This is a genomic window from Candidatus Enterococcus moelleringii, assembly GCF_017377575.1.
Lineage (GTDB): Bacteria > Bacillota > Bacilli > Lactobacillales > Enterococcaceae > Enterococcus_A > Enterococcus_A moelleringii.
The window spans coordinates 31,120-56,696 of the sequence record NZ_JAFREM010000015.1 but is presented as its reverse complement, the minus strand read 5'-3'; the positions used below and the strand labels follow the sequence as shown (position 1 = coordinate 56,696).

Annotated in this window: 23 protein-coding genes; 3 read left to right on the top strand and 20 right to left on the bottom strand. The window is 41.7% G+C overall.

The features are described 5' to 3' along the window. Window positions 1-7: 7 nt before the first annotated feature. The 4 genes from JZO70_RS09480 to JZO70_RS09465 form a co-directional block, all read right to left on the bottom strand. Window positions 8-481: a PTS sugar transporter subunit IIB gene (locus JZO70_RS09480; RefSeq protein ID WP_207673319.1), complete on the bottom strand. Its 474-nt coding sequence runs from the start codon at window positions 479-481 to the stop codon at window positions 8-10. Window positions 482-495: 14 nt separating this feature from the next. Continuing rightward, window positions 496-915, bottom strand: coding sequence for a PTS sugar transporter subunit IIA (locus tag JZO70_RS09475; protein ID WP_207673318.1), 420 nt, complete (start codon window positions 913-915; stop codon window positions 496-498). Between the two features lie 21 nt (window positions 916-936). Continuing rightward, on the bottom strand, window positions 937-2,010 hold the full coding sequence (locus JZO70_RS09470) for an alcohol dehydrogenase catalytic domain-containing protein (protein WP_207673317.1): 1,074 nt from the start codon (window positions 2,008-2,010) through the stop codon (window positions 937-939). 253 nt (window positions 2,011-2,263) lie between these two features. Continuing rightward, complete coding sequence (locus tag JZO70_RS09465) at window positions 2,264-2,641, bottom strand: PTS sugar transporter subunit IIA (RefSeq protein ID WP_207673316.1); 378 nt, start codon at window positions 2,639-2,641, stop codon at window positions 2,264-2,266. Window positions 2,642-2,781: 140 nt separating this feature from the next. Between JZO70_RS09465 and JZO70_RS09460 the strand changes: the two genes are divergently transcribed. Next, the gene (locus JZO70_RS09460; protein WP_207673315.1) at window positions 2,782-4,410 is read left to right on the top strand and encodes an ABC-F family ATP-binding cassette domain-containing protein; all 1,629 of its coding nucleotides are present in this window, start codon (window positions 2,782-2,784) and stop codon (window positions 4,408-4,410) included. Between the two features lie 77 nt (window positions 4,411-4,487). Here the strand turns inward: JZO70_RS09460 and JZO70_RS09455 are convergent, their stop codons facing one another. Both JZO70_RS09455 and JZO70_RS09450 read right to left on the bottom strand, forming a co-directional pair. Further along, a complete protein-coding gene (locus JZO70_RS09455; protein ID WP_207673314.1) occupies window positions 4,488-5,453 on the bottom strand; it encodes an AEC family transporter in 966 nt (321 codons plus the stop codon). A gap of 21 nt (window positions 5,454-5,474) precedes the next feature. Then, window positions 5,475-7,151, bottom strand: a complete 1,677-nt coding sequence (locus tag JZO70_RS09450; protein WP_347565125.1) for a malolactic enzyme — start codon at window positions 7,149-7,151, stop codon at window positions 5,475-5,477. A 210-nt stretch (window positions 7,152-7,361) separates the two neighbouring features. On the opposite strand from JZO70_RS09450, the gene JZO70_RS09445 reads away from it, so the two are divergent. Continuing rightward, entirely contained in the window at window positions 7,362-8,270 is a 909-nt protein-coding gene (locus JZO70_RS09445; RefSeq protein WP_207673313.1) for a LysR family transcriptional regulator, read from the top strand. Window positions 8,271-8,302: 32 nt separating this feature from the next. On the opposite strand, the gene JZO70_RS09440 is transcribed toward JZO70_RS09445, so the two are convergent. The 14 genes from JZO70_RS09440 to dnaA all read right to left on the bottom strand — a co-directional run bounded on the left by JZO70_RS09440 (window position 8,303) and on the right by dnaA (window position 24,681). Further along, the gene (locus JZO70_RS09440) at window positions 8,303-9,169 is read right to left on the bottom strand and encodes a DegV family protein (protein ID WP_207673312.1); all 867 of its coding nucleotides are present in this window, start codon (window positions 9,167-9,169) and stop codon (window positions 8,303-8,305) included. A gap of 72 nt (window positions 9,170-9,241) precedes the next feature. Next, complete coding sequence (locus tag JZO70_RS09435; protein ID WP_207673311.1) at window positions 9,242-10,534, bottom strand: adenylosuccinate synthase; 1,293 nt, start codon at window positions 10,532-10,534, stop codon at window positions 9,242-9,244. Window positions 10,535-10,759: 225 nt separating this feature from the next. Then, entirely contained in the window at window positions 10,760-12,121 is a 1,362-nt protein-coding gene (gene dnaB / locus JZO70_RS09430) for a replicative DNA helicase (RefSeq protein ID WP_207673310.1), read from the bottom strand. 91 nt (window positions 12,122-12,212) lie between these two features. Further along, entirely contained in the window at window positions 12,213-12,665 is a 453-nt protein-coding gene (gene rplI, locus JZO70_RS09425; protein ID WP_207673309.1) for a 50S ribosomal protein L9, read from the bottom strand. Then, window positions 12,662-14,629, bottom strand: a complete 1,968-nt coding sequence (locus tag JZO70_RS09420; RefSeq protein ID WP_207673308.1) for a DHH family phosphoesterase — start codon at window positions 14,627-14,629, stop codon at window positions 12,662-12,664. Before JZO70_RS09420 ends, rplI begins: the two co-directional genes overlap by 4 nt. A 111-nt stretch (window positions 14,630-14,740) precedes the next feature. Then, the gene (gene rpsR, locus JZO70_RS09415) at window positions 14,741-14,974 is read right to left on the bottom strand and encodes a 30S ribosomal protein S18 (RefSeq protein ID WP_207673307.1); all 234 of its coding nucleotides are present in this window, start codon (window positions 14,972-14,974) and stop codon (window positions 14,741-14,743) included. Between the two features lie 22 nt (window positions 14,975-14,996). Next, a complete protein-coding gene (gene ssb, locus JZO70_RS09410) occupies window positions 14,997-15,506 on the bottom strand; it encodes a single-stranded DNA-binding protein (RefSeq protein WP_207673306.1) in 510 nt (169 codons plus the stop codon). Window positions 15,507-15,549: 43 nt separating this feature from the next. Beyond that, the gene (rpsF, locus tag JZO70_RS09405) at window positions 15,550-15,849 is read right to left on the bottom strand and encodes a 30S ribosomal protein S6 (protein ID WP_207673305.1); all 300 of its coding nucleotides are present in this window, start codon (window positions 15,847-15,849) and stop codon (window positions 15,550-15,552) included. Between the two features lie 187 nt (window positions 15,850-16,036). Next, window positions 16,037-18,544, bottom strand: coding sequence for a DNA gyrase subunit A (gene gyrA, locus JZO70_RS09400; RefSeq protein ID WP_207673304.1), 2,508 nt, complete (start codon window positions 18,542-18,544; stop codon window positions 16,037-16,039). A gap of 14 nt (window positions 18,545-18,558) precedes the next feature. Further along, window positions 18,559-20,508: a DNA topoisomerase (ATP-hydrolyzing) subunit B gene (gene gyrB, locus JZO70_RS09395; protein WP_207673303.1), complete on the bottom strand. Its 1,950-nt coding sequence runs from the start codon at window positions 20,506-20,508 to the stop codon at window positions 18,559-18,561. Continuing rightward, on the bottom strand, window positions 20,509-21,627 hold the full coding sequence (gene recF / locus JZO70_RS09390; protein WP_207673302.1) for a DNA replication/repair protein RecF: 1,119 nt from the start codon (window positions 21,625-21,627) through the stop codon (window positions 20,509-20,511). It abuts the gene before it with no gap. Beyond that, a complete protein-coding gene (gene yaaA, locus JZO70_RS09385; protein WP_207673301.1) occupies window positions 21,614-21,856 on the bottom strand; it encodes a S4 domain-containing protein YaaA in 243 nt (80 codons plus the stop codon). The genes recF and yaaA overlap by 14 nt, the downstream gene beginning before the upstream one ends. A gap of 222 nt (window positions 21,857-22,078) precedes the next feature. Then, complete coding sequence (gene dnaN, locus JZO70_RS09380) at window positions 22,079-23,209, bottom strand: DNA polymerase III subunit beta (RefSeq protein ID WP_207673300.1); 1,131 nt, start codon at window positions 23,207-23,209, stop codon at window positions 22,079-22,081. 164 nt (window positions 23,210-23,373) lie between these two features. Continuing rightward, window positions 23,374-24,681: a chromosomal replication initiator protein DnaA gene (gene dnaA, locus JZO70_RS09375; RefSeq protein ID WP_430748894.1), complete on the bottom strand. Its 1,308-nt coding sequence runs from the start codon at window positions 24,679-24,681 to the stop codon at window positions 23,374-23,376. A 522-nt stretch (window positions 24,682-25,203) separates the two neighbouring features. On the opposite strand from dnaA, the gene rpmH reads away from it, so the two are divergent. Further along, a complete protein-coding gene (rpmH, locus tag JZO70_RS09370) occupies window positions 25,204-25,338 on the top strand; it encodes a 50S ribosomal protein L34 (RefSeq protein WP_002293121.1) in 135 nt (44 codons plus the stop codon). The last annotated feature ends 239 nt before the right edge of the window (window positions 25,339-25,577 follow it).

Sequence of the window (25,577 nt, the reverse complement as noted above, 5' to 3'; positions counted from 1 at the left end):
TCTTCACTTATAGTAAGTTATCAATTGCATGGGAACCTTGATCCGGAATTACATGAATTTTCATCTTGACACCGCTTGCAACAATTTTTCTAAAGGTCTCTTTTTCTTCATCTGTCGCAGAGATATTTTTATAGAAGGTTTTACGATCTTTTCTAGACCCCATACCGCCGATAATGATTTCTTCAAAAGAAACGCCGTTTTCAATTAATTGCCAATAAGTTTGGGGTTCTTTGGCTAAGACAATTACCTTTTCATTTCCAGGAATTTCTTTTAACAACGCCGCCCCGTCAGTAACACCTAAGATAGACAATTTAATCCCGTTAGGAACCGCCATTGACATAATTGATTTAGTAAATTCATCACCAGCAGTGGCATCGTCGACAATGACGATATGATTTCCTCCGGTAAATTGCAGCCAGGCTGTCATTACCTGCCCATGAATCAAACGATCGTCGATTCTTGCTAATACTATTTCGCCCATTTTTATACGCTCCTCTAGTTCATTTTTTGTATTTCTTCAAAAAACTCTTTGATACCTGTTTGACCGGCCTGCATGGCTGTTTGATAAGTCGTTTCAAGATCCGAACCGATCAACCGCTGATTAAAGGCTTCGATCACCATCGGCAAATTCACTCCAGAAAGCAGACGATACGTGTGCTGCCCTTTTAATTGGTTGAAGCACATAGCCGCTTGATTATAAGGGCTGGCTGAGAACAAATCTGTCATAACCAGTACCCCTTTGCCTTGATCCAATTGAATAATTGCTTCTTGAATTTGTTCATTGAAGACACCGATATCATCCCCATGCTTCAATCCCATGGTTAGGTAGTCTGTTTGCTCTCCCATGATCAGCTGCAGGCTATCCATAATTCCTGCAGCCATTTCACCATGGGTAATAAGTAAAATCCCTGTCATTGCCATCCACCCTTCTATTATTTACCAGTTAAAGTGCATAACCGTTTTATTCCAGCCAGGATTTTCAACGAATTTAGCCATCGTTTGACGGAAATCTTCACCGCTGGCTATTTCAGTCACTTCTTCAGGTAAAATTTTGCTCAATGCTTCTCGGTAATCCGCGTTTCTCATTCCTTCTACTACAGCGGCAAAGTCTACTGTAGAAGATCGGCTGCTGCCATGAACGGTGATGCCTTTTTCTAAAATATCGCGGGTATTAATCGGAACGAGTTCTTCCGTCACACCCATAATGATGATATCCGCCAGCGAATCGGCAATTATAATTGCTTGATTAATCGCACTTTCACTAAAACGTCCGCCGGTACATTCAATCACTACATCGAATTTCTCCGTTTCGTTTTGGAAATCATAGGTCAAAACATTGGCTGTTCTGGCAAAGTCAAAATTAGCCAGCTTATCTTCCGCAGCACCAAACACCATGAAACGCTCTGCTTCAATACCGTATAGATATCTCATCATTGCTGCCGTAAAGTAACCTACAGGACCATCACCAAACAATGCCACTCGCGTACCTTTTTTGCTTAGTTTTTCTTCTACATGGCTGATCGCATGATGGGAAACCGAAGACAACTCAGAAAGTACCGCAATCTCATTAGGAATTTCCTCTGGTATCGAAACCAGACATTCGGCTGGATGAACCAACACGCTTTGGGCCATTCCATCATACCCACTGCCTAAAAAAGCATTTCCTTGGGAGTAGTTAGGTGGAACATCATTTTTCTGTTGGATTTCCGGATGAAGAATCGCTCCTGGAATATTCGGAACAACTACTACTCGGTCACCGACTGAAAAATCTGGTGAACCGGATTCCTTCACTACACCGATTCCTTCATGCAGCAAAGCCATCGGTAATTTCTTAGCTAAAGCTTCTGGTCGGCGCAAACCCGCAAAATATCTTAAATCAGCATGGCAGATGCTGGCATAGCTTGGTTCAACTGCCACCCAACCGGGTAAAACCTCCCGTTGCTTGCTAACTTCTTCAATTACTTCTGGTTTTGTTAAACTAAACACTCTCGATTCAAGCGCTACTGTCATTTCTCAACCTCCTCATATTCGAGCACCATTTACTCTTCCTTCTGCTCGTAAACGAGTATATCACGCTCATTTAGAATTGTAAACGTTTTTTAAAACTATATTTTGCTTTTATTGCTCTTTTCAACTCGAAATAGGTTTAGTTGGTGATCGATAACGCTTGTATTGCTGCTGAAAAACGCACAAAAAAGCATGATCCATTTTTCTTTGTTCACGAAAAATGGATCATGCAAATTGATTAAACGTGTTGTGATTCTTACATACGACGAATAGCTTCTTTGCTTTCATCCTCCAACTGCTTTGTCAGCGATGCAGCTGGCAGATCACGATTGGTTAGTGCCTGCAGCATCATTGGTAGATTAATGCCGGTTACTAAATGCTGTTTTGGATTATTGACAACACATTGGCTCGCGTAACGAAACGGTGTCCCGCCGAATATATCAACCAGCCAAACGATTTCGTCTACTTCCTCAAGCATCTTTTTGGCTTTATTGTCAAACATCTCCTGGAGATTTACTGCCTTAGCCTCCACAGCGATGGTATCTACGTGTTGTTGTTGCCCCATAATTGCTTGTGCTGTCTCAACCAGTCCTTCTGCTAAATGATCATGCGCAACTACAATTATCCCGATCATCTCACCCTCACTCCTTCCCATCATTAGTCTAACGTATTTTAAAACACAAGTAAATTCACAGTTATTGGCTTGAAACTTCTTTAACCCCTAGTTATAATGCACAAGAGGCTTACGCCAATAAAGAAAAGCGAGGAAAACAATTGATTACTGTAAGTGATGTAAGTTTACAATTTTCTGACCGTAAACTTTTTGATGATGTGAATATTAAATTTACCCCTGGCAACTGTTATGGACTGATTGGCGCAAACGGCGCTGGCAAATCGACCTTTTTAAAAATTTTATCCGGTGAAATTCAACCGTCAACCGGCACCATCGTTTTAGGACCGAATGAACGGATGGCCGTTTTAAAACAAAATCACTTTGACTATGAAGATTTCCCAGTCATTGAAACGGTAATGATGGGGCATGAACAGCTCTATAAAGTGATGAAGGAAAAAGACGAGATTTATATGAAGGAAGATTTTTCGGACGAAGATGGCCTTCGTGCGGCTGATTTAGAAGGCGAATTCGCTGAATTAGGCGGCTGGGAAGCTGAACCGGAAGCAGCTGTTTTGTTGCAAGGGCTGAATATCCCTGAAGAGCTGCACCAGCAAAAAATGAGCGAATTAACCGCTGGTCAAAAAATCAAAGTCCTTTTAGCCCAATCATTATTCGGCAAACCAGATGTTTTACTATTGGACGAGCCCACTAATGGACTGGACATTCAATCCATCAATTGGCTGGAAGATTTCTTAATTGATTTTGATAACACCGTTATCGTCGTATCCCATGACCGCCACTTTTTAAACAAAGTGTGTACTCACATGGCCGACCTTGATTTCGGTAAAATCCAACTGTATGTCGGCAACTACGATTTCTGGTTGGAGTCTAGTCAATTAGCGACTAAATTGAAATCTGACTCGAATGCTAAAAAAGAAGAAAAAATCAAAGAGCTACAAGACTTTATTGCCCGATTTAGTGCCAACGCATCTAAATCTAAGCAAGCAACTTCTCGGAAGAAAATGCTGGAAAAAATCACGCTTGATGACATTCGACCTTCTTCACGTCGTTACCCGTTTGTACAATTCAAACCAGATCGTGAAATCGGCAATGACCTGCTTCAGCTTGAAAATGTCAGTGTCACAATCGATGGCAAGAAGATTCTTGATAATATTTCCTTTATTTTGAACCGGGAAGACAAAGTAGCCTTTGTTGCAGAAAATGATATTGTCACAACTACTTTGTTCCGCGTTATCATGGGAGATTTGAAACCCGATACCGGTACTGTTCGTTGGGGTGTTACCACCAGCCAAGCTTACTTGCCAAAGGATACCAGCCATGAATTTAACAGTGAACTGCCAATTTTAGACTGGCTGCGTCAATATGCCAGCAAAGAAGAAGACGACAACACCTTCTTACGCAGTTTCCTAGGCCGTATGCTGTTTTCTGGTGACGAGGTAATGAAACCTGTCAACGTCCTTTCAGGGGGCGAGAAGGTCCGTTGTATGCTTTCTAAGCTGATGCTGTCTAAAGCCAACGTCTTAGTTTTAGATGATCCAACTAATCACTTGGATTTGGAATCGATCTCGGCCTTGAACGAAGGTTTGATTGCTTACAAGGGTGCGATGCTGTTTGCATCCCATGACCACCAGTTCATCCAAACCATCGCTAACCGGATTATCGCTATTTCAGAAAATGGCGTGGTTGACCGCAGCGAAACAACCTACGATGAATTTTTGGAAAACAAAGATGTGCAAGCAAAACTTAGCCACCTGTTTACTGGGAACTAGGAAAAGTTTAACAAACTCGCTTTGTTAAACCGGACATCAAAAAAGGAAAGCTCGCATTTGAGCTTTCCTTTTTTTGTTTAAATAAATTGTACTAGCTGCATCAAGATTGGAACAACAATGACGAATAGCAATGTACTTGTTGTAACTAAGTTGGTAGCGTACTTCACGTCACCGTGAGCTTCGTTAGCCAAGATTGGCAAGACAGCCAACATTGGAGTCGCTGACTGAACAATCAAGGTTTGTTGCAATAGTGGCGCTAATTCTGCACCAAAAACGTTTTGTCCAACTAGCAGCAGACCAATTAGAATGGCTGGTGCTAAAATGAAACGACCTAGTAAAGCTACGACAGTATCCCGATCAAAGCGGATACTCTTAAGCCCTGCATCGTACAGTACAATCCCAATGTAAAGCAAGGACAATGGTGTTACGATATTCCCAACGTAAGTCAACGTAGAGTTAATAAATGTTGGCACTGGAATACCGACTAGTAAGAAAATGATCGCTACGATAAAACCAAGTAATGGTGGTGGCAGCAATTTTTTCCAATTTAGTTTGGCTTTGTTTTCACCTTTCACTTTGGTTGGATCATCGTTGGAGATCAAGAACACCCCAAAGGCCCAAGTAGAAACCGTGTTAGTTACATAGTAAACCAAGAAGTAAGGTAAAGCTTTGTCGCCAAACAAGGCAATATTTAATGGCAACCCAATAAAGATGGTGTTGGCATTAACCACCGCGTTCATAAAGATCCCGCGACGACCTGGTCTGATTTTCAATACTTTTACTAAAATATAAGCAACAATGTAGGAGATAACTACCCCGCCAACTGGGTAGATCAAACTACCCGACAGTTGGAATAAGGTATCCTTTGTTAAATTTTTCAAAACTGAAACGAAAATGGAAGCTGGCAAAGCGACTTTCGTAATTAATGATGAAATGCTGCCGCCAAATTTTTCGTCAAACCATCCCTGGCCCTTCAAGATATAACCCAAAGCAATCATGAGAATGATACTAATGACGCTTTGAATCGATTGAAAGAAGATCATCTTAATTTCCCCCTCTAAAGATTATTCAGCGTCTAGTGAGCGGTATTCTGGGTACCATTTCATGTCAGCGACTGCTTGTTTAATATCTTTGATTTCTTCTTTGTTTAATTTTTGATCCAAGACACTTTGTCCCACAACTTCAGCAATTGTATGAGAAAACTCAGTTAACTTAGATACTGGTGGCAATACGGCTGCACCTGGTTTGCTTGTATCCACGATTCCCCCTAGAGCATGGCTGGCTTGTGATAAGATCTCGCCATTTACCCGAGAAGCGGTAGAAGCGATGATACCAAGACCTAAACCTGGGTACATCAAGGCATTGTTGGCTTGTCCAATTTGGTAAGTCACACCTTTGTATTCGACATCAGCTGCTGGAATCCCAGTACCGATCAAGGCTTTACCATCGGTCCATTTGATCAAATCTTCAGCAGTTGCTTCTGCCAACTTAGTTGGGTTAGACAATGGGAAGATAATTGGACGTTCAGTATTAGCTGCAATTTCTTTCACGATTTCTTCAGTGAAGGCACCTGGTTGAGTAGATGTCCCAATGATAATCGTTGGGTGAATTGCTTTGACTGCTGCTGTTAAGTTGGTTAATTCGTCAGCATTATCAAATTCGCTGCGTTGGCGAGTAAATGGTTTTTGACCATTCGTCAACTCTTCAGTGTCTTCGAACAATACGCCTTGTTTGTCTACCATGTAGAAGTGTTTGCGAGCTTCTTCTTCAGATAGACCTTGACGAGTCATTTCGTCTAACAATTGGTTGGCAATACCGACACCGGCAGTACCTGCACCAAAGGTCATTACTGTTTGTTTAGTCAAATCTTCACCTGAGATATTCAAAGCACCTAGAACACCGGCTAATACTACAATACCAGTTCCTTGAATGTCATCGTTGAAGGTAGTAATTTTGTCTTCGTATTTTTCTAAAATATTGGCAGCATTTGAACGACCGAAGTCTTCCCAGTGCAGCAATACTTTAGGGAACAATTCTTGGGTAGCATTGACGAATTGATCGATAAAGTCGTAATAACGATCGCCTCTTACCCGTTCGTGACGGTTACCTAAATACAAAGGATCATTGATTAGTTCTTGGTTGTTGGTTCCGGCATCAATTGATACTGGCAATACTTGTGATGGGTCGATTCCAGCAGCTGCTGTATAAACCATCAATTTACCAATGGCAATATCTACACCATTAACGCCCCAGTCACCAATTCCTAAAATACCTTCAGCATCAGTTGCAACGATCAAACGAATGTCGCGGCCGGCTGCTGCGTTTTCCAAGCTAGCTTTTATAGCTTCTGGTTCGTCTACTGACAAGAACGCTGCATCTTGCGGTTGAACAAACAATTCGTTGTATTGTTCGATAGAATCAGCAACAGTTGGATCGTAAACGATTGGCATAAATTCAACGACATGTTCGTCCATTAACTTGAAGAATAATGTACGGTTTGTATTGAAAATGTTCATCAAGAAAATACGTTTTTCAAGATCGGTAGTTTTGCTTAGATATTGACCATAAGCTTGAACAGATTGTTGTTCCAGTGTTTGTACTTGTGAAGGCAGCATCCCTTCTAGTCCGTATTGTTTTCTTTCTTCTTTAGTAAAGGCTGTTCCTTTATTCAAAAATGGATTGTTTAAAATTTCGATCCCTTTCATAATTAAATTCCTCCTTGGATTTGTTTTGGAATTAATTTTTCAGCGAAAAATTAATCTCGTGGTCACATCGCATGTCCTTCAAACTTTTTGCACTTGCCAAAACTGCCGAGCTGTCAAAGCTGAGTCACATCCTTATTGATTACATTAACAAGGTACACCCTCTGGCTTGTCATAGTCAAAAATTAGGATTATGATAAATAATATTTATATGAGAAAAAGTTTGATATTCATTTAAGGAGAGTTTTTATGAACCTAAAAGACTTAGAATATTTTCAACGCCTAGTGCGGGATAAAAGCTTCACCAAGGTGGCGCAAGCTTTCCATGTCAGCCAGCCAACGGTGACTTATGCGATTAAACGGTTAGAAAAAGAATTGGGAGCCGATCTGATTATTCGCGATCAGTCTCATCGTTCCGTTGTCATCACAAAAGCTGGCCAAATTTTGTCCAAGCATATCAGTAATATGCTAAAGGAATTATCAGTTGCTATCCGTGAAATTGATCGTTTAAAGGAAGAAACCTTGGAATTTGGCCTGCCGCCGATTATCGGCAACTACTACTTTCCTAAGCTTTCCACCTTCTTATTCAAAAATGATTTGATGGAACATGTGAATTTGATTGATGGCGGTTCGAAGGATTTATATGCCTTATTAAAACGGGGAAAAATTGATATGGCCCTGTTAGGCTCCACCGAACCGATTCGCGATCCTGAGCTTTACAGCGAGCTGCTGGTGAAAAAGCAGTTTACGATTGTGGTGAGTCCGGAGCATCCCTTGGCACAAAGGAAAAGTGTCGCTTTTAGTGAACTAGAGCATGAGTCCTTTGTTTTACTGAATGAACACTACGTCCACCCGATCGCCTTTGATAAATTTAGTCAGCAGGCTCATTTTGAACCGAAGATTATCTATCAAAGCAGCAATTTGAATATCTTAAAAGGGATGATTAAAGAGCAGGTAGGCATTGGTTTTCTAGTGGAGTTGGCGATTAACGCCGATGATCATCTAGTCAGTATTCCGATTGAGGATCGCCCTCAGCCAGATTTTCTGATTTCACTGGTTCAACGAGAAAATGTGCTGCAGACCACTTATCGTAATCAAATCAGTCAGATTATCCGCGAATTCTCAGATGTCGAAAAAACAGCCCAAACTCCTGAGTGAGAAGTTTGGGCTGCTGCATTTTGTATCTATTTTTACTGTCTAACTGGTCCTCTAGTAAAAGCCACCACACAGCCTAAACCAGTATGGCTGGCAATGGTCGGTCCTAGCGGGAAGATTTCGATAGCTTTCGGCTGCATTTGTGCTTCAATCAGCCGTTTCACTTCCTCGGCACCCTCATTGTCGCCGCTGGCATGAATGAAAATAACCTGATCTTTAGGATCACCGGTATTTTCAACAATTTTGTCAGCAATGTGCTGCAACGCTTTTTTACGTCCGCGGATTTTTTCCAGCGTACGCAGCTTTCCTTGCGGATCCACATCGATAATCGGTTTGATATTCATCAAGCCGCCAATGGCTGCACTGGTTTTAGAAATCCGGCCGCCCCGCTGCAGGTGATTCAAATCATTGACGGTTACCCAATGCTGATAGGTTAAGCGGTTGGCTTCCAACCACTCCAGCAAATCTGCTAACGCCATTCCGGCCTGCTGCATTTTAGCTGCTTCATAAACCATTAAGCCTTCGCCGCCACTAGCTGCTAGAGAATCGAAGACATGAATCTCCGCTTGCGGAAAATCTTCTTTGACAATCTCAACGGCCTGCAGGGCACTTTGGTAAGAGCCGCTTAAACCAGATGAAAAGCAAATATATAAAATCGGGATATCCTTTGCTGCATATTGCGTAAAGAATTCGGTATAGCGACCGACGTTCACCTGCGAGGTTGTCGGCAACGCACCTTCTGCGATTTCCTGATAAAACCCATTAATATCAAAATGTTCACCTAAATCATCAACCAATTCTTGCCCGTTGACATTAATGAACATGGAAATAAAGTCTACACTTAATTCCTTTAACACTTGATAAGGAACATCACAACAGGAATCGGTTAGAATTTGATACATGTTTTATCCTCCTAACACTTTTTAGTAATTGTTATTATACTAAATAACTTGTTGTTTGTTCCATCAAAACCCTTAAATTTGTGCCCAAACACTTTCTAAAATATTGGTTTGAGTACGATCTGGTCCAACAGAGAATGTTGAGATCCGTACACCCACTAATTCAGACACTCGGCGCACATAATTGCGAGCATTTTCTGGTAAATCTGCTAAGTCGCGGCAGGCGGTAATATCTTCACTCCAGCCAGGCAATTCTTCATAGACTGGTTTGCAGCGATTCAATTCCTTCAAGCTGGCAGGGTAATGATAAATCAGTTCCCCATCCAATTCATAAGCCGTACAAATCTTAACTGTTTCTAAGCCGCTTAATACGTCAATTGAGTTCAAAGATAGATTGGTAATCCCTGAAACCCGTTTTGAATGGCGCATTACCACAGAATCAAACCAGCCGACACGTCTCGGACGTCCCGTTGTTGTGCCGTATTCCCGGCCGACTTCGCGGATTTGTTCGCCAATTTCGTCATGCAATTCAGTTGGGAATGGTCCGTCACCCACCCGAGAAGTGTAAGCTTTACATACGCCCACTACTTTGTCGATTTTAGCTGGTCCTACGCCGCTGCCGATGGTTACGCCACCTGCAACTGGGTTAGAAGATGTAACAAACGGATAGGTTCCTTGGTCGATATCCAGCATTACGCCCTGGGCGCCTTCAAACAACACTCGTTTGCCTTCATCCAATGCATCATTCAAGATTACCGATGTATCCGTTACATATTGTTTAATTTGCTGTCCGTACTCAAAGTATTCTTCAAAAATCGTATCGAAATCGATAGGTTCAGAATCAAACATCTTCACAAACTGGCGATTTTTTTCTTCTAGATTGATGGTCAAGCGCTCTTCGAAAATTTCTTTGTCTAAAAGATCCGCAATCCGAATCCCTACGCGAGCTGCTTTGTCCATGTAAGCTGGTCCGATCCCTTTAATGGTCGTACCGATCTTATTGTCGCCCTTTGAATCTTCTTGTAATTGATCCAATTTAATATGGTAAGGCAAAATCACATGGGCCCGATCAGAAATACGTAAATTATCTGTGGAAACGCCACGTTCATGTAAATAAGCCAATTCCTCAACTAAAGATTTTGGATTGACGACCACACCATTACCAATGACACTGATTTTTTCCTTGTAAAAAATACCGGAAGGAATCAAGTGCAATTTGTATGTCTCATTATCAAATTTGATGGTATGTCCTGCGTTGTCTCCACCTTGATAGCGAGCAATGACTTCCGCATTTTCGCTTAAGAAATCAGTAATCTTTCCTTTTCCTTCATCGCCCCACTGCGTGCCTACCACTACTACAGATGACATCTGAACACCTCGTTTTATTTTATTTAATCCTGAACCATTGTAACAATAAAACCGCTATTTTTCAATCTAAATTCGAATATTAAAATTTTTGATTAAACTATTTCCGCCAAATCACGAACATTATTTTGGATAAAGAGCTTTACTTGCCAATTTTTCTTAACCTTGTCAAAATAAACAGCAGAAGAGAAGAAAAAAATAAAGCGCATGTCGTAAATGACAGGCGCTTTAGAATTCATCCCTCGGTGATAAAGAAGAGAATTTATTGTACTCTTTAATAAACAGCAGCTCCACCGTACCACGGGCACCGCTACGGTTTTTTTCGATGATGACTTCAATCACATTTCGATTGGCACTCATATCTTCCTCTTCGTCGCCTTCTCGCTCGTAATAGTCATCACGATACAAGAACGCCACGATATCGGCATCTTGCTCAATTGATCCAGATTCACGAATATCACTTAACACCGGTCGCTTATCCTGACGCTGTTCCACGCCACGAGAAAGCTGTGACAAAGCAATAACTGGAACTTTTAATTCCTTAGCTAATTTCTTTAATTGACGGGAAATTTCCGAAACCTCTTGTTGGCGGTTTTCCCGACCTGTTCCTTCAATCAATTGAAGGTAGTCAATTAGTATCAGACCTAAGTTATCTTTTTCCTTTGCCAGTTTGTGGCATTTAGCCCGAATCTCCGAAACCTTGATACCTGGAGTGTCATCAATAAAAATGTTGGCTCTAGACAGACTCCCCATGGCCACGATCAAGTTCTGCCACTCTTCTTCTGACAGCTGTCCAGTACGTAAATGGCTGGCCTCAATCGAACCTTCTGCACAAAGCATCCGGTTAACCAATGACTCAGCCCCCATTTCCAAACTAAAAATAGCGACAGACTTATCGGTCTTCGTTCCGATGTTTTGAGCAATGTTCAAAGCAAAGGCGGTCTTACCTACCGCCGGACGGGCTGCTAAAATGATCAGTTCCTCCGGCTGCAAGCCAGCAGTCATTTTATCTAACGCAGCATAACCGGTTGGGATTCCGGTAATATCTTCATCATTACGAGCCAGCTGGTCAATGTTTTCAATCGCGGTATTTAGAACTTCCGCTATCGTTAAGAAACCACTCTTATTTCGCCGCTCAGATACTTCCATGATACTGCGTTCGGCGGTGTCCAGAATGGTCTGGACATCGTCACCTTGTTCAAATCCGGTAGTCACAATATTGGTAGCTGCTTGAATCAAATTGCGCAGCAGCGATTTTTCTTCTACAATTTTTGCATAGTAACCCACATTAGCTGCAGTAGGCACACTTAAAGCCAATTCCGATAAGTAGCTTAACCCGCCGGCATCCTCCAGCAAATGCTCCTGCTCCAAAACATCCTTGACGGTAACCACATCAATCGCATCGTTGCGGTCGTTCAGCTTGATCATCGTCTGGAAAATTACTTGGTGGCTGCGACGATAGAAGTCTTCCGGCTGGATGAATTCCATCGCCGTAATCAGCGCATCTGTATCTAAAAATATCGAGCCTAATGTTGCTTGTTCTGCCTCAGCACTCTGTGGCGGTATGCGATCTTGTAACATTTCACTCATGTTTTTCGCTCCTAAAATTCTTCGTCCACCTATTTTACAAAATAAACTTGAGAAATACAACAAAGGCTGAGACAAATCGTCTCAGCCTCATTTATTCCTCACTAACGTGAACTTTGATGATCCCGCTAACCTCGGTATGAAGCTTCACAGGAACTTTGGTGTATCCTAATGCTCGAATCGGATTCTCTAATTCAATTTTCCGTTTGTCTAATTTCAAATCATATTGTTTCTTTAAGCCTTCTGCAATCTGCTTAGAGGGAATTGAGCCGAATAGACGACCATCTTCACCAGCTTTGGCTTTTAATTCCACCACAGTATCCTCTTGCTCTAAAAAGTCTTTCAGCTTTTGGGCTTCTGCCAAAACTTCTGCATCCTTTTTAGCTTGGGCTTTCTTTTGCGCTGACAATGCCGAGATACTGCTTTTATTGGCTTCTTGGGCCAACTTGTTTTTGATCAAGTAGTTTTGCGCGTAGCCTGTTGGTACTTCTTTTACTTCACCTTTTTTTCCTTTGCCTTTTACATCTTCTAAGAAAATTACTCTCATTCTTCTTCTCCTCCCGACAATTGTTCTTTGATGGTTGCTAATAACTGTTGTCTCACATCAGCAATGGTAGCATCTTCTACCTGTGCAGCGGCATTAGTAAAGTGTCCGCCGCCACCCATTGCTTCCATAATCAGTTGGACATTAATAGTCCCGGCGCTGCGTGCACTGATAGCAATTACGCCATCATTACGCTTTATGATTACAAAGGCTGCATTGATGTCTACCATTGATAATAGTGTATCTGCCGTTTTAGCCGCCGTCACACTATCATACTTTTTGGTTTCGCTTCCCGCAGTTATCACAATATCGTTGCGAACATATTCACTCTCACCCACCAATTGACTAATCTCAAGGTAAGATCGAATATCTGTACTTAAAATATATTGTACTAAAGAAGCATCGGCACCACAAGTCTTCAAATAGCTGGCTACATCAAACGTGCGTGCCGTGGTGCGAATAGAAAAGTTTTTAGTATCTACCGTAATTCCCGCCAACAGCAACGTTGACTCCATCTTGGTCATCTTGCGATTCTCTTTACTTTCAAATTCCACCAGTTCCGCAACTAGTTCTGAAGCCGAAGACGCTGAAGATTCAATGTAGGTCAACAATGGTTTACTAGGAAACTCTTCCCCTCTTCGATGATGGTCAATGATCACTACATTATCGAATTGTTCGTACAAGTCTTGTGAGATCGAAAGAGAAGGACGATGATAATCCACCATCACTAACAGGTCGCCAGCTTTTCGCTGCTTGATTGCTTCAGCAGGTGAAATCAGCAAGCCTTCCAATTCCCCATCCTTATGAATCTCTTCTAAGCAGCGATCCACATCCGGAATGGTTTCCTGTTCATCAATCACTACTCGAACATTCTTGTTGTGGAAACGTGCCAGACAAGATACCCCAAAAGAAGCACCGATGGCATCCATGTCTGGAAAGCGGTGACCCATAACGTAAACATTTCCGGTTTCGTGAAAAACATTTTTCAAAGCCGTCGACATGGCGCGGGAACGGACCCGAGTCCGTTTGGTTGCACTAGTTGACGTCCCACCATAGAAGACCGGTTTCGCATTCTCTGCCGCATCCTTTACTACAACCTGATCGCCACCCCGTACTAAGGCGATATCCAGATTATTCTGAGCGGTGTCTCCGATAATTTCTAACGATTGGTTCCCATAGCTGATCCCCATACTAACTGTAATTAAGACGCCTTCTTTTTCCGCAGCTGCTCGAATTTTTTCCAGCAGGTCAAAATTATTGTCCGTCATCTTTTCTAAATCTTCATGTCGCGCAAAAAAGAAAAACCGCTCAGCGTTCACTCGCTTGTAAAAGATTTGATAGGAGTCCATCCAATCAGAGATAACTGTGGTTATAAAGGAATTCAAATAGGAGATCTCTTTATCATCTCTGCGGTCCATTACATCGTCATAATTATCAACGGAGAGCAGTCCCACCACCGTCTGAAGATTTTGTTCCTTCGTCTCTAGTTCAACTTCCTTGGTGATATCAATCAAATAAACCAATTGTTTTTCTTTGTTCAATTGAAAGTGGTACAAGGTATCTTTTATCTTGTATACATTCTTTCCTTTTTCATCCCGCTGCATTAATTCGTTAATCATGTCCTGCTGGTCCGCCAACGAAAGGTCCTTCACTTCATCCGTAATATAGGGGTTCATCCAAATAAATTGCTGATCGCTTCCCCATGAAACAACCCCCACTGGCATATCCTCTGATACAAAGTCCAGCGCCTTTTCAGCCACTCGAGAGGCTTGCATAATTTTTTGATGATTACTGATTTGCAAACGTCGGTTCTGCAGAACAATTTGAATTAACAATAGTAGATCAATCACAACAACGATTGTCGCTGTCACGTAATTGAGCGGCAGGAAAAAGATTGCCATTAATTGCATCAACAGCAATAAAAAAAAGAAAAAAAGAGACAACGTAAATTTCGTGTTCTTTTTCATCCATGTTCCTCCTGACAGACTTAATTCTATCACAACCACTGCCAGCAAGCGAATTTCAAAATGTTTCACGTGAAACAAAAAAAAGACTTCACAAGGAAGTCTTTTGAATTCTTACTCTTCTGAAACAAATGGTAGTAAGCCCATGATACGTGCGCGTTTAACTGCTACAGTAATTTTGCGTTGGTTTTTAGCGCTTGTACCTGTTACACGACGTGGTAAAATTTTACCGCGTTCGCTAATGAATCGTTTTAACAATTCAATATCTTTATAATCAATATATTCAATATGGTTTGCTGCAATGTAATCTACTTTGCGACGTTTACGACCTCTTCTTTGTTGTGCCATTCCGTTTCCCTCCTATCAATTGTTAGAATGGTAAATCATCATCTGAAATGTCGATCGTTGAACCGCTGAACGGATCAGAATCCCGATCGAAGTCAGGCATCGTGTTTTTAGCTGACGGCGAAGATTGTTCAAAGTTGTTGTTAAAGCTATTATTGGATCCTTGCGTTCCACCACCATCAAAGTTAGGACTTTGTTGGCGTTGTTCACTTGCCGTACGTGATTCAAGCAGTTGGAAGTTATCCGCTACTACTTCAGTTACATACACTCTTTGACCTTGCTGGTTCTCATAGTTACGTGTTTGGATACGTCCAGTTACACCTAATAGAGTTCCTTTACGGGCATAGTTTGCTAGTGTTTCTGCTGATTTACGCCAAATCACACAATTGATAAAATCTGCCTCGCGATTTCCACTTTGATTGGTAAAATTACGATTTACCGCCAAAGTAAAAGTAGCTACTGCAGTACCGCTTGCAGTGTAACGTAAATCTGGATCTTTTGTTAAGCGACCAACTAATACAACATTGTTAATCAAGTAAAGCCAGCTCCTTTCTCGTCAATTGTTTCACGTGAAACAATTACTCCTCAATCTTTACGATCATGTGACGAATGATATCGTCGTTGATTTTTGCAAGACGATCAAATTCGTTGATTGCGCCGGCTGATGCTGGAGCAGTTGCATTGACGATATGGTAGATACCTTCGCGGAAATCGTTCATTTCATATGCGAAACGGCGTTTTTCCCAATCTTTTGAATCGATAATTTCTGCACCATTATCTTTCAAGATTGTATCGAAACGTTCTACTAAAGCAGATTTTGCTTCTTCATCAATGTTTGGACGAATAATGTATGTGATTTCATACTTCGTATTTTCCATTGATTTTTCACCTCCCTATGGACTATAAGGCCCTCAGCTTTCCTGAGAGCAAGGAGAGCGATCTAAAAAAATATAGACACTCACAAATAATCATTATACACAATCGTCCTGCAAAAATCAAATGTTTCTTTTGGTTCTATAATTAACATACGCAAAAAGACTGAGAATTCTCTCAGTCTTTCAAAATTTATTCACTTTTTTCTTCATTTGTATCTTCTGAAACTGTTTCAGCAGCTGTTTCTCCAGTTGCTTCCTCTGCTTCTTCCGGTACATTTTCAACAACTGCCATCGTTACAACTTGGGTATTTTCTTCCATCTTCATCAGACGAACCCCTAAGGTTGCTCGACCAGTTTGTGAAACGCTGGCTACGTTGAAACGAATAATGACACCTTTATCAGTAATCAGTAAGATATCTTCATCGCCGTTAACAGCAGCTAAACCAGCTAGTGGACCATTTTTGGCAGTGATATTAGCCGTCTTAATCCCTTTACCACCCCGGCCTTTAACTGGATAATCAGAAGCTTTGGTGCGCTTGCCATAACCTTTTTCAGTGATGACTAAGACTTCTTGATCTTCCTTCAAGACAGCTGATCCGATGACATAATCATCTTCCCGCAGGCGAACGCCGCGAACACCGCTGGCTGTCCGACCCATGTCACGAACGGCTTTCTCAGCAAAAGTAACCGAATAGCCGTTATGCGTACCTAGAATGATTTTTTCTTCACCTTCAGTAAAGAGTACATTGACTAGTTCGTCATTTTCCTTCAATCCGATGGCAATCAGACCATTGCTGCGGATATTGGAGAAGGCGGTAACGGTCGTACGCTTAACAATTCCTTTTTTAGTAACAAAGAACAAGAATTGATCATCTGGTGCTTGGCCAGTCAACGAAATAACCGCTTGGATCGTTTCGCTGGAGTCAATTCCCAAGAGATTGATAATTGGGATACCCTTGGCTGTCCGACCGTATTCCGGAATTTCGTAACCCTTCGCACGATACACCCGGCCAGTATTGGTAAAGAACAGCAAGGTATCGTGAGTGGAACAAGAAATTAGTGTTTTCACGAAATCATCATCATGAATACCCATTCCTTGAACTCCGCGGCCGCCACGACGTTGTGCTCTAAATTCACTAGAAGCAACCCGTTTGATGTAGCCATTATTGGTTAAAGCAATGACGATATCTTCTACTTCAATCAGATCTTCGTCTTCTAAGCTTAAGACTTCACCGACTAATAATTCCGTCCGGCGCGCATCTCCGAATTTGACTGCTACTTCACTTAATTCAGTCTTGATGATTTCCACCACACGCTCAGGACGCGCTAGGATGTCGTCTAAGTCCTCAATAAATTTTAGCAGCTCTTGGTATTCATTCTCGATTTTCTCGCGTTCTAAGCCTGTTAGACGGCGTAGACGCATATCTAAGATGGCTTGTGCTTGACGATCAGATAATTCAAAGCGTTCGATCAAAGTATTTTTTGCTACATCGTCGGATTCAGATCCGCGAATGGTGGCAATAATCTCGTCGATATGGTCCAGCGCAATCCGCAAACCTTCTAAGATATGGGCGCGCGCTTCCGCTTTGCGTTTTTCAAATTTAGTCCGGCGAGTAATAACAATTTTTTGATGAGCTACGTAATTTTCCAGAATTTGTTTCAAATTCAGAATCCGCGGTACCCCATTTTCGATTGCCAGCATGTTAAAGCTGAAAGAGGTTTGCAGAGACGTCAATTTGTACAAGTTATTCAAAATAACTGAGGCACTGACATCACGGCGGACTTCAATCACCACCCGCATCCCTTCACGAGAGGTTTCATCCCGCAAATCAGTAATCCCTTCAATCCGTTTATCCCGGTGAAGTTCGGAAATACGTTCAATTAACTTGGCTTTATTTACCATGTAAGGCAATTCAGTCACGATAATTCGCTCTTTGCCGTTCTTTTGTTCTTCAATTTCAATTTTCGCCCGAACAGTAATCGAACCTTTACCTGTTTCATAGGCGCGGCGAATGCCGGATTTCCCCATGACGATACCGCCAGTTGGGAAGTCTGGACCAGGAAGGACTTCCATTAATTCCTGCGTAGTAACCTCAGGATCTTCCATCAATAAGCCGATTGCTTCAATAACCTCTTTCAAGTTATGCGGAGGAATATTGGTAGCCATCCCAACCGCAATCCCAGTTGCTCCATTGACCAAAAGGTTCGGGAAGCGAGCTGGCAAAACATCGGGTTCTTGTTCACTGTCATCGTAGTTGCCGTGGTAATCAACGGTATCTTTGTTAATATCCCGCAGCATTTCCATCGCAATTTTACTCAATCTTGCTTCGGTGTACCGCATCGCTGCAGCACCGTCGCCATCGACTGAACCAAAGTTTCCGTGTCCATCTACCAGCATGTTGCGGTAGCTGAAGGGCTGTGCCATCCGAACCATTGATTCATAAATCGCACTATCGCCGTGGGGGTGATACTTACCCATTACATCCCCTACGATACGGGCTGATTTTTTATGGGGCTTATCTGGTGTAACACCTAACTCGTTCATTCCATATAGGATTCTTCGGTGAACCGGCTTCAAACCATCACGAACATCTGGCAAAGCCCGAGCCACAATAACACTCATGGCGTAGTCAATGAAGGATTCTCGCATTTCACTGGTCAGATTGACATTCTGGATATTTTCTCTTTTTTCTTCCAAATCGATCCTCCTCACTAAATATCTAAGTTCTTCACGTAATGAGCATTTTCTTCAATAAAGGCCCGACGTGGTTCTACGCGATCACCCATCAGCATTTCAAACACCTGATCGGCCTCGATGGCATCATCCACGCTGACACGCAGCATTAGACGGTTATCCGGGTCCATGGTTGTTTCCCATAGTTGATGGTCATCCATCTCTCCTAGACCTTTATAACGCTGAATATTGGCCTTTGGTGAAGCAGGCAGTGCTTCTAGCTTTTGCTGCAGCTCTTCTTCGGCATTTTTTCCTGGTTGAATGTAGGTAATATTTTTCCCTTGTTTGATCCCATATAAAGGTGGTTGCGCGATATAAACATAACCAGCCTCCACAATCGGACGCATGTAACGATAGAACAAGGTTAACAGCAGCGTACGAATATGAGCACCATCGACATCGGCATCCGTCATGATAACGAGCTTATGATAACGAGCTTTTGCTACATCGAAGTCCGCGCCAAAACCAGTTCCCATTGCGGTAAACAATGAACGAATTTCTTCATTCGCCAAGATTTTTTCCATCGAGGCTTTTTCGACATTCAGGATTTTCCCGCGAATTGGCAAAATTGCCTGGAATTCACGATTACGTCCTTGTTTAGCCGAACCGCCGGCTGAATCTCCTTCGACGATAAATAATTCGCAACGTTCTGGATCATTACTGGAGCAATCCGCCAATTTACCGGGCAAGTTGCTGATTTCCAAGGCACCCTTACGACGAGTAACTTCACGGGCACGCTTGGCAGCCAGCCGTGCTCTTGCAGCCAGCATCCCTTTTTCAACGATTTGACGGCCAACAGTTGGATTTTCCATCAAGAATTTTGAAAAGCTTTCAGAAAACAGACGATCGGTAACTGTTCGAACTTCTGAGTTGCCTAGTTTTGTTTTCGTTTGTCCTTCAAATTGCGGATCTGGATGTTTGATAGAAATAACCGCGGTTAGTCCCTCACGAACATCTTCACCCGAAAGGTTCTCTTCGTTGTCCTTCATGATTTTCTGCTTACGAGCATAATCATTAATGACCCGAGTCAAGGCTGTTTTAAAACCAAATTCGTGAGTCCCACCTTCATAGGTGTGAATGTTGTTGGCAAAACTTAAAATATTGGTGTGGTAGCCGTCCGTATATTGCATAGCGACTTCCACGGTAATATCTTGCTGTTCCCCATCTACAAAAACCGGTTCATCAAACAAGACGGCTTTATTGGCATTTAAATGTTCCACATAGCTCTTAATTCCGCCTTCGTAGAAGTATTCCCGCATTACAGGCTCTTCTGGACGTTTATCTTCAATCGAAATGGTCAAGCCGCGATTCAAAAAGGCCAGCTCACGAACCCGTGTTGCTAGTCTTTCAAAATTGAACTCGGTTGTTTCGGTAAAAATTTCAGTATCGGGGATAAAGTGAACCATGGTTCCGTGTTTTTCAGTATCGCCGATTACTTTCAAATCATCAACTACTGCCCCGCGACGGTATTCTTGGTAATAAATTTTACCATTTTTGAACACTCGCACGTCCAAGCTGCTGGACAAGGCATTTACGACTGAAGCCCCCACGCCGTGCAAACCACCAGAAACTTTGTATCCGCCGCCGCCGAATTTTCCTCCGGCATGCAAAACGGTATAAACAGTTTCAAGAGCGGGACGTCCGGTTTTAGCTTGAATATCCACCGGGATTCCCCGACCATCGTCACTAACTGTGATACTATTGTCTTTTTCCACTACTACTTCAATCCTAGTAGCGAAACCTGCTAGTGCTTCATCGATAGAGTTATCAACGATTTCCCAAACTAAGTGGTGCAATCCTTCGGTACTGGTTGATCCAATATACATCCCAGGACGTTTACGAACCGCTTCCAGTCCTTCGAGTACTTGAATCTGACTGGCATCATATTCTTTAGCCCGTTCTCGTAAACTCTTTTCTTCTTCTGTCATTTAAGTTTCGTTCCTTTCTATCTGTCCTTGTTGGACATAAAAGATATCCGGGTGAACGGTCATCTTTCCTTTTACATGATCTAAGGTCGTTGTTGTTAAAAAGGTTTGAACTTTGTCTTCGATTGTTTCTAACAAATGAACTTGACGGTTATCATCCAGTTCACTCATCACATCATCTAACAGCAGCAAAGGGTATTCCCCCGTCTCTTCCTTCATCAAATCAATTTCAGCCAATTTGACACTTAAAGCCGTTGTTCGCTGCTGGCCTTGCGAGCCGTAGGTTTGAACATTTTGCCCGTTCACTAAAAAGCGCAGATCATCCCGATGCGGTCCGACGAGGGTGGTCCCTCTGAACAATTCCCGCTTGCGGTTTTTTTGCAGCTCCCCTTGAAAGATGGTTTGGATATTTTCTAACGACTCAGCTTCTATCGGCAGACTGCCAACATATTCGATCTCCAGGTGTTCACGCTGATTGGTGATTCTCGTGTGCAGTTCATTCGACCAATGCTCTAGGCGCTTGATAAATTGCAAACGGTTGGTTAATACCTTGCTGCCGAATTCCACCAGCTGCTCGCTGAGGATATCCAAATAGATTTCGTCCGTCTGCTTTTTTTCCGCTAATTGTTTGAGGTAAAGATTGCGTTGTTTTAACGTTTTTTGATACTGGGCTAAATCGTATAAATACATGGGACTAATCTGCCCCAGCTCCATATCGATAAAGCGCCGTCTCATCTGGGGACTTCCTTTCACTAAAGAAAGGTCTTCAGGTGCAAATAAGATGACATTTAATTGGCCTATGTAACTGCTTAAGCGCTTTTGTTCAATATGATTAACCTTAGACTTCCGACCTTTTTTTGTTAGCAGCAGCTCTAATTCAGTCTCACCCACACCTTTTGAGATACGACCCTTGATTTGGGCAAAATCATCTTGCCAGCCAATCAGTTCGTGCTCATTATTGGTGCGGTGACTCCGCGTTAAAGCCAGTACATAAATACTCTCTAACAAATTGGTTTTCCCTTGAGCGTTTTCCCCTAAAAAGACATTTAAGCTATTAGGGAATTCTAAAAACAACTCTTGGTAATTCCGATAATTTTTCAGTTGAAGCTTATTCAGTTTCATCTTCAGTATTCCCGTTTTTAGCCATAAAAAAAGTACCCATCTCAGGTATTTCAATCATCATACCCGGATAGAGTTTGCGCCCGCGACGATTTTCTGGCTCACCATCTACAAACACAGTTTCCTCTGCTAAATACCATTTAGCCTGCCCGCCGCTGGATATCACATTGATCTCTTTCAACAGCTGGCCCAGCGTCATATATTCTGTTTTTAAAACTATTCGTTGTTTCACATTTCATCCCTCGTTTTCATTTCAGAGACACCTCTATATTATACTCTTTTTTTAGTCAAAAAACAAATAACATCCTTGTATTTTTCGTTTTAAGAAGTTTCATTCAAATTCCAATGTTTTACTACAAAAAGAAAAAAAGGCCTTAAAATCGATTTTAAGACCTTTTACTCATATTTCAGCTCTTTCATAAGTTTTTCAAAAAGAGCTGTGAAACTTTTCAAATTAGTTAGTCCGTACTGGCGTAATTAGTTGAATAAATGAAACTTCGCCTTCGGTTGGTTCTAAAGTAAATGGACGAATTGGTGAGATGAAGTGAATGGTAATACTCATGTCGCCAAAGGCCCGCAGCGCATCCTTCATATAATCTGGATTAAAGGAGATTTCTAATGGATCTCCGGTTACTTTTTCATACGCCAGCTCTTCTTCTACTTTCCCGATTTCAGGGGAATTTCCGTAAAGTACCACTGAATCAGACTCAATCGCCAGACGCACGATATTGTTTCTGCCTTCATGTGATAGCAATGATGCCCGTTCAATTGCTGCTAGTAAGGTTGGAACGGAAAAAGAAATTTCGGTATTGAAGCTGGTTGGAATTAAACGATTCGTATCAGGATAGTTTCCTTCTAACAAGCGTGAATAGAAATACATCGATGGTGTCTTGAATAAGACTTGATTTTCCATAATACTGATTTCTACTTCGGCTTCTTCATCACTCATTGAACGTGAAAGTTCCACTAAGCTTTTTCCTGGAATGACGATATCAAAATCACTAGTAGCATTTTCAACCGGTACTACTCGTTGGCTCATTCGGTGTGAGTCAGTAGCCACAGCTAGTAATTGATTATTGGCCAACATAAAATGAACCCCGGTCAAAATCGGACGACTTTCATGCTGGGAAACGGCAAATACGGTTTCGCCAATTAATTTTGTCAACATGTGGACAGGTAATTTTAATTGGTTTTGTTCTTCCACAACCGGCAAATGTGGATAATTATCGGCATCTAATCCATTAACGGTAAATTCAGCTGCGCCTGAAGTAATGGCTACTTGAAGATTGTCTAACACTTCTAAAGTAAAGGTATCTTCTGGCAAACGGCGAATGATTTCACTGAAGAAACGGGCTTGTAAAACAATCATCCCGGTTTTTTCAATTTGCAGCTGGGCTTTTTCGTCTGCTGCCGCTAAAAAGGTTTCGATAGAGATATCAGCATTACTACCGGTTAAGTTCAGTCCTTCTTCGGTTAAGACGATTTTTACACCGGTTAAAATAGGAATAGTGGTTTTAGTTGAAATAGCACGTTGGACCGTAGCTAGTTCTTGAATGAAGCGTGAGCGATTAATCGTAAATTTCATTGGGAGACTCCTTTTTATATATATTTATTTATAATATTAAGTAATAAAAGTAGTAGGGCCTGTGGAACCTGTGGAAAACCGAAAAAAAGAGTGATTCTCAAGGTTTTCCACTTGTGGAAAAGGTGTGGAAAACCTTCGCTGTTTTTCCATAGGTTTTCCACATGCTAATTCAGCAGCAGATTCTTAATCTCAGCTACTTCTTGCTGCATACTGCTGTCATTTTTGATTAGTTGAGCAATTTTTTCGTGGGCATGAATGACGGTGGTATGATCCTTGCCGCCAAACTCGGCACCAATTTTTGGTAAAGAGCTGTCGGTCATTTCCCGGGATAAGTACATGGCAATTTGTCGGGGAACGACGATCGCCTTCACCCGTTTCTTACCTTTTAAGTCTTTTACTTGAATGTGGTAGTACTTGGCCACTTCTTCTTGAATTTGTGTGATCGTTAATTGTGTATTGCTGGTACCTTTTAGACTTTTCAAGGCATCAGCTGCGATGCTGGTGGTAATATCCGCATTATTCATAGTAGCAAAAGCTTGAACTCGGACTAAAGCCCCTTCTAATTCCCGAATGTTGGAATCGATCTGACCAGCGATATAACTTAAGGTGTCATCCGGGATCTCAAGATTCTCCGCTTGGGCTTTCTTGCGTAAGATCGCTGTTCGGGTTTCCAAATCTGGCGGTGTGATGTCGACAGACAGTCCCCAAGCAAAGCGGGAAACCAGGCGTTCCTGCAATTTTGGAATTTCATTAGGCAAACGGTCGCTGGTTAGAACAATTTGTTTATTATCATTATATAAGTTCTCAAAGGTGTGGAAGAATTCTTCCTGCGTTGCTTCTTTTTCCGCAAAAAATTGAATATCATCTACTAAAAGCAGGTCGACATTGCGGTACTCTTGCCGAAATTCTTCGGAGATTTTATTTTTGATGGAATTGATAAAATCGTTGGCAAAGGTCTCACTGGAGACATACTTTACTTTCGCCTGTGGATTAATGGCTAACATTTGATGACCAATCGCATGCATCAAGTGAGTTTTCCCTAATCCCACGCCTCCATAGAAAAATAAAGGGTTATAAATGGAGCCTGGTTCTTCAGCCACCACTAACGCTGCGGCATGGGCCATTTGATTTCCTTTACCAATAACAAAGGTATCAAAGGTGTATTTTGGATTAAGCATGGCTCGTTTTGTTACTTCAACTGTTGGTGTCGGCGGTTTTGCTACAGGCGTAAAAACCGGTGCTTCGTCGGGTGTGACAAAGGCCGGCATAATTTCATCCCCTGTTAGTTTAAAGCCTATTTCAACAATTTTTGCTGCTAAGTGTTTCTCCCAATATTTCTTATGGAGATCACTGGTTACTTCAATAGTTATTTGATTGTTGTTAAAAGACAAAGGCTTGGCAGTATCTACCCAAGCGTCGTAGCTGGCAGGGTTCAATTCATTCTTGTAGCTTTCCTTCAACTCTTGCCATATATCTTCTAATGAGGTCAAATAATTCGCCTCCTATCTTAATTAAATTCAGATAGGTCTACTTTATCATTTTTTACGAAAGTTTTCCACAGGCAAAAGCTGAGGATGTTTTTTTTGCAAAGTTTGTCCACACTGTGGGAAAATAAAAAAAGAGCTATACACGTTGTTAAAAAAAGTTATCCACATCCCTGGGTATAGATAATAGGTTTCCTCTTTTTCCACGGGACTTTCCACAGATTTACGGATAAATTGACCGCGTTATATCAATGGAAACCAGAGTTATGCACAAAAGTTATCCACCATGTGCATAACTTTTCCATAGTCCAAAATTATGGGGATAAATATGCGGATATAAAAAAAGCAGATTTTCTTGTGGATAAATTATCCCCAGGCAACTGAGACTTATCCCCAAAAAATGTGGATAAACTAAAATTTTTTTTATTTTTTTTGGATTGACAAATGGTAGGGTTAGTCGTTATACTACTAAAGTATGTCTATGTATCGTTGATAATGGAGGTGGAATAGATGAAAAGAACTTATCAACCAAATAAACGTAAACGCCAGAAAGTTCATGGTTTCCGCAAACGTATGAGCACTAAAAATGGCCGCCGTGTTTTGGCTAGCCGTCGCCGTAAAGGAAGAAAAGTACTTTCTGCTTAAACCACTGCCGGTCCAGTGGTTTTTTTCTTTATAAAGAGGCTTATTATTTGGACTTATTAAATAGTGTGTTTAACGATGTCTGGCTTCACGAACTTGCTTTATCGTTCTTAAGCGAAAGAGCCAAATCAGTTCGTGGAGCTTTTTTTGTAAAAAGAAGGCATTTCTCATCTTTTCATTTAAATGAGATGAATCCTTAATTTGAATTATGGTATTATTGGTAAGTATAGATTTTAAGAAAC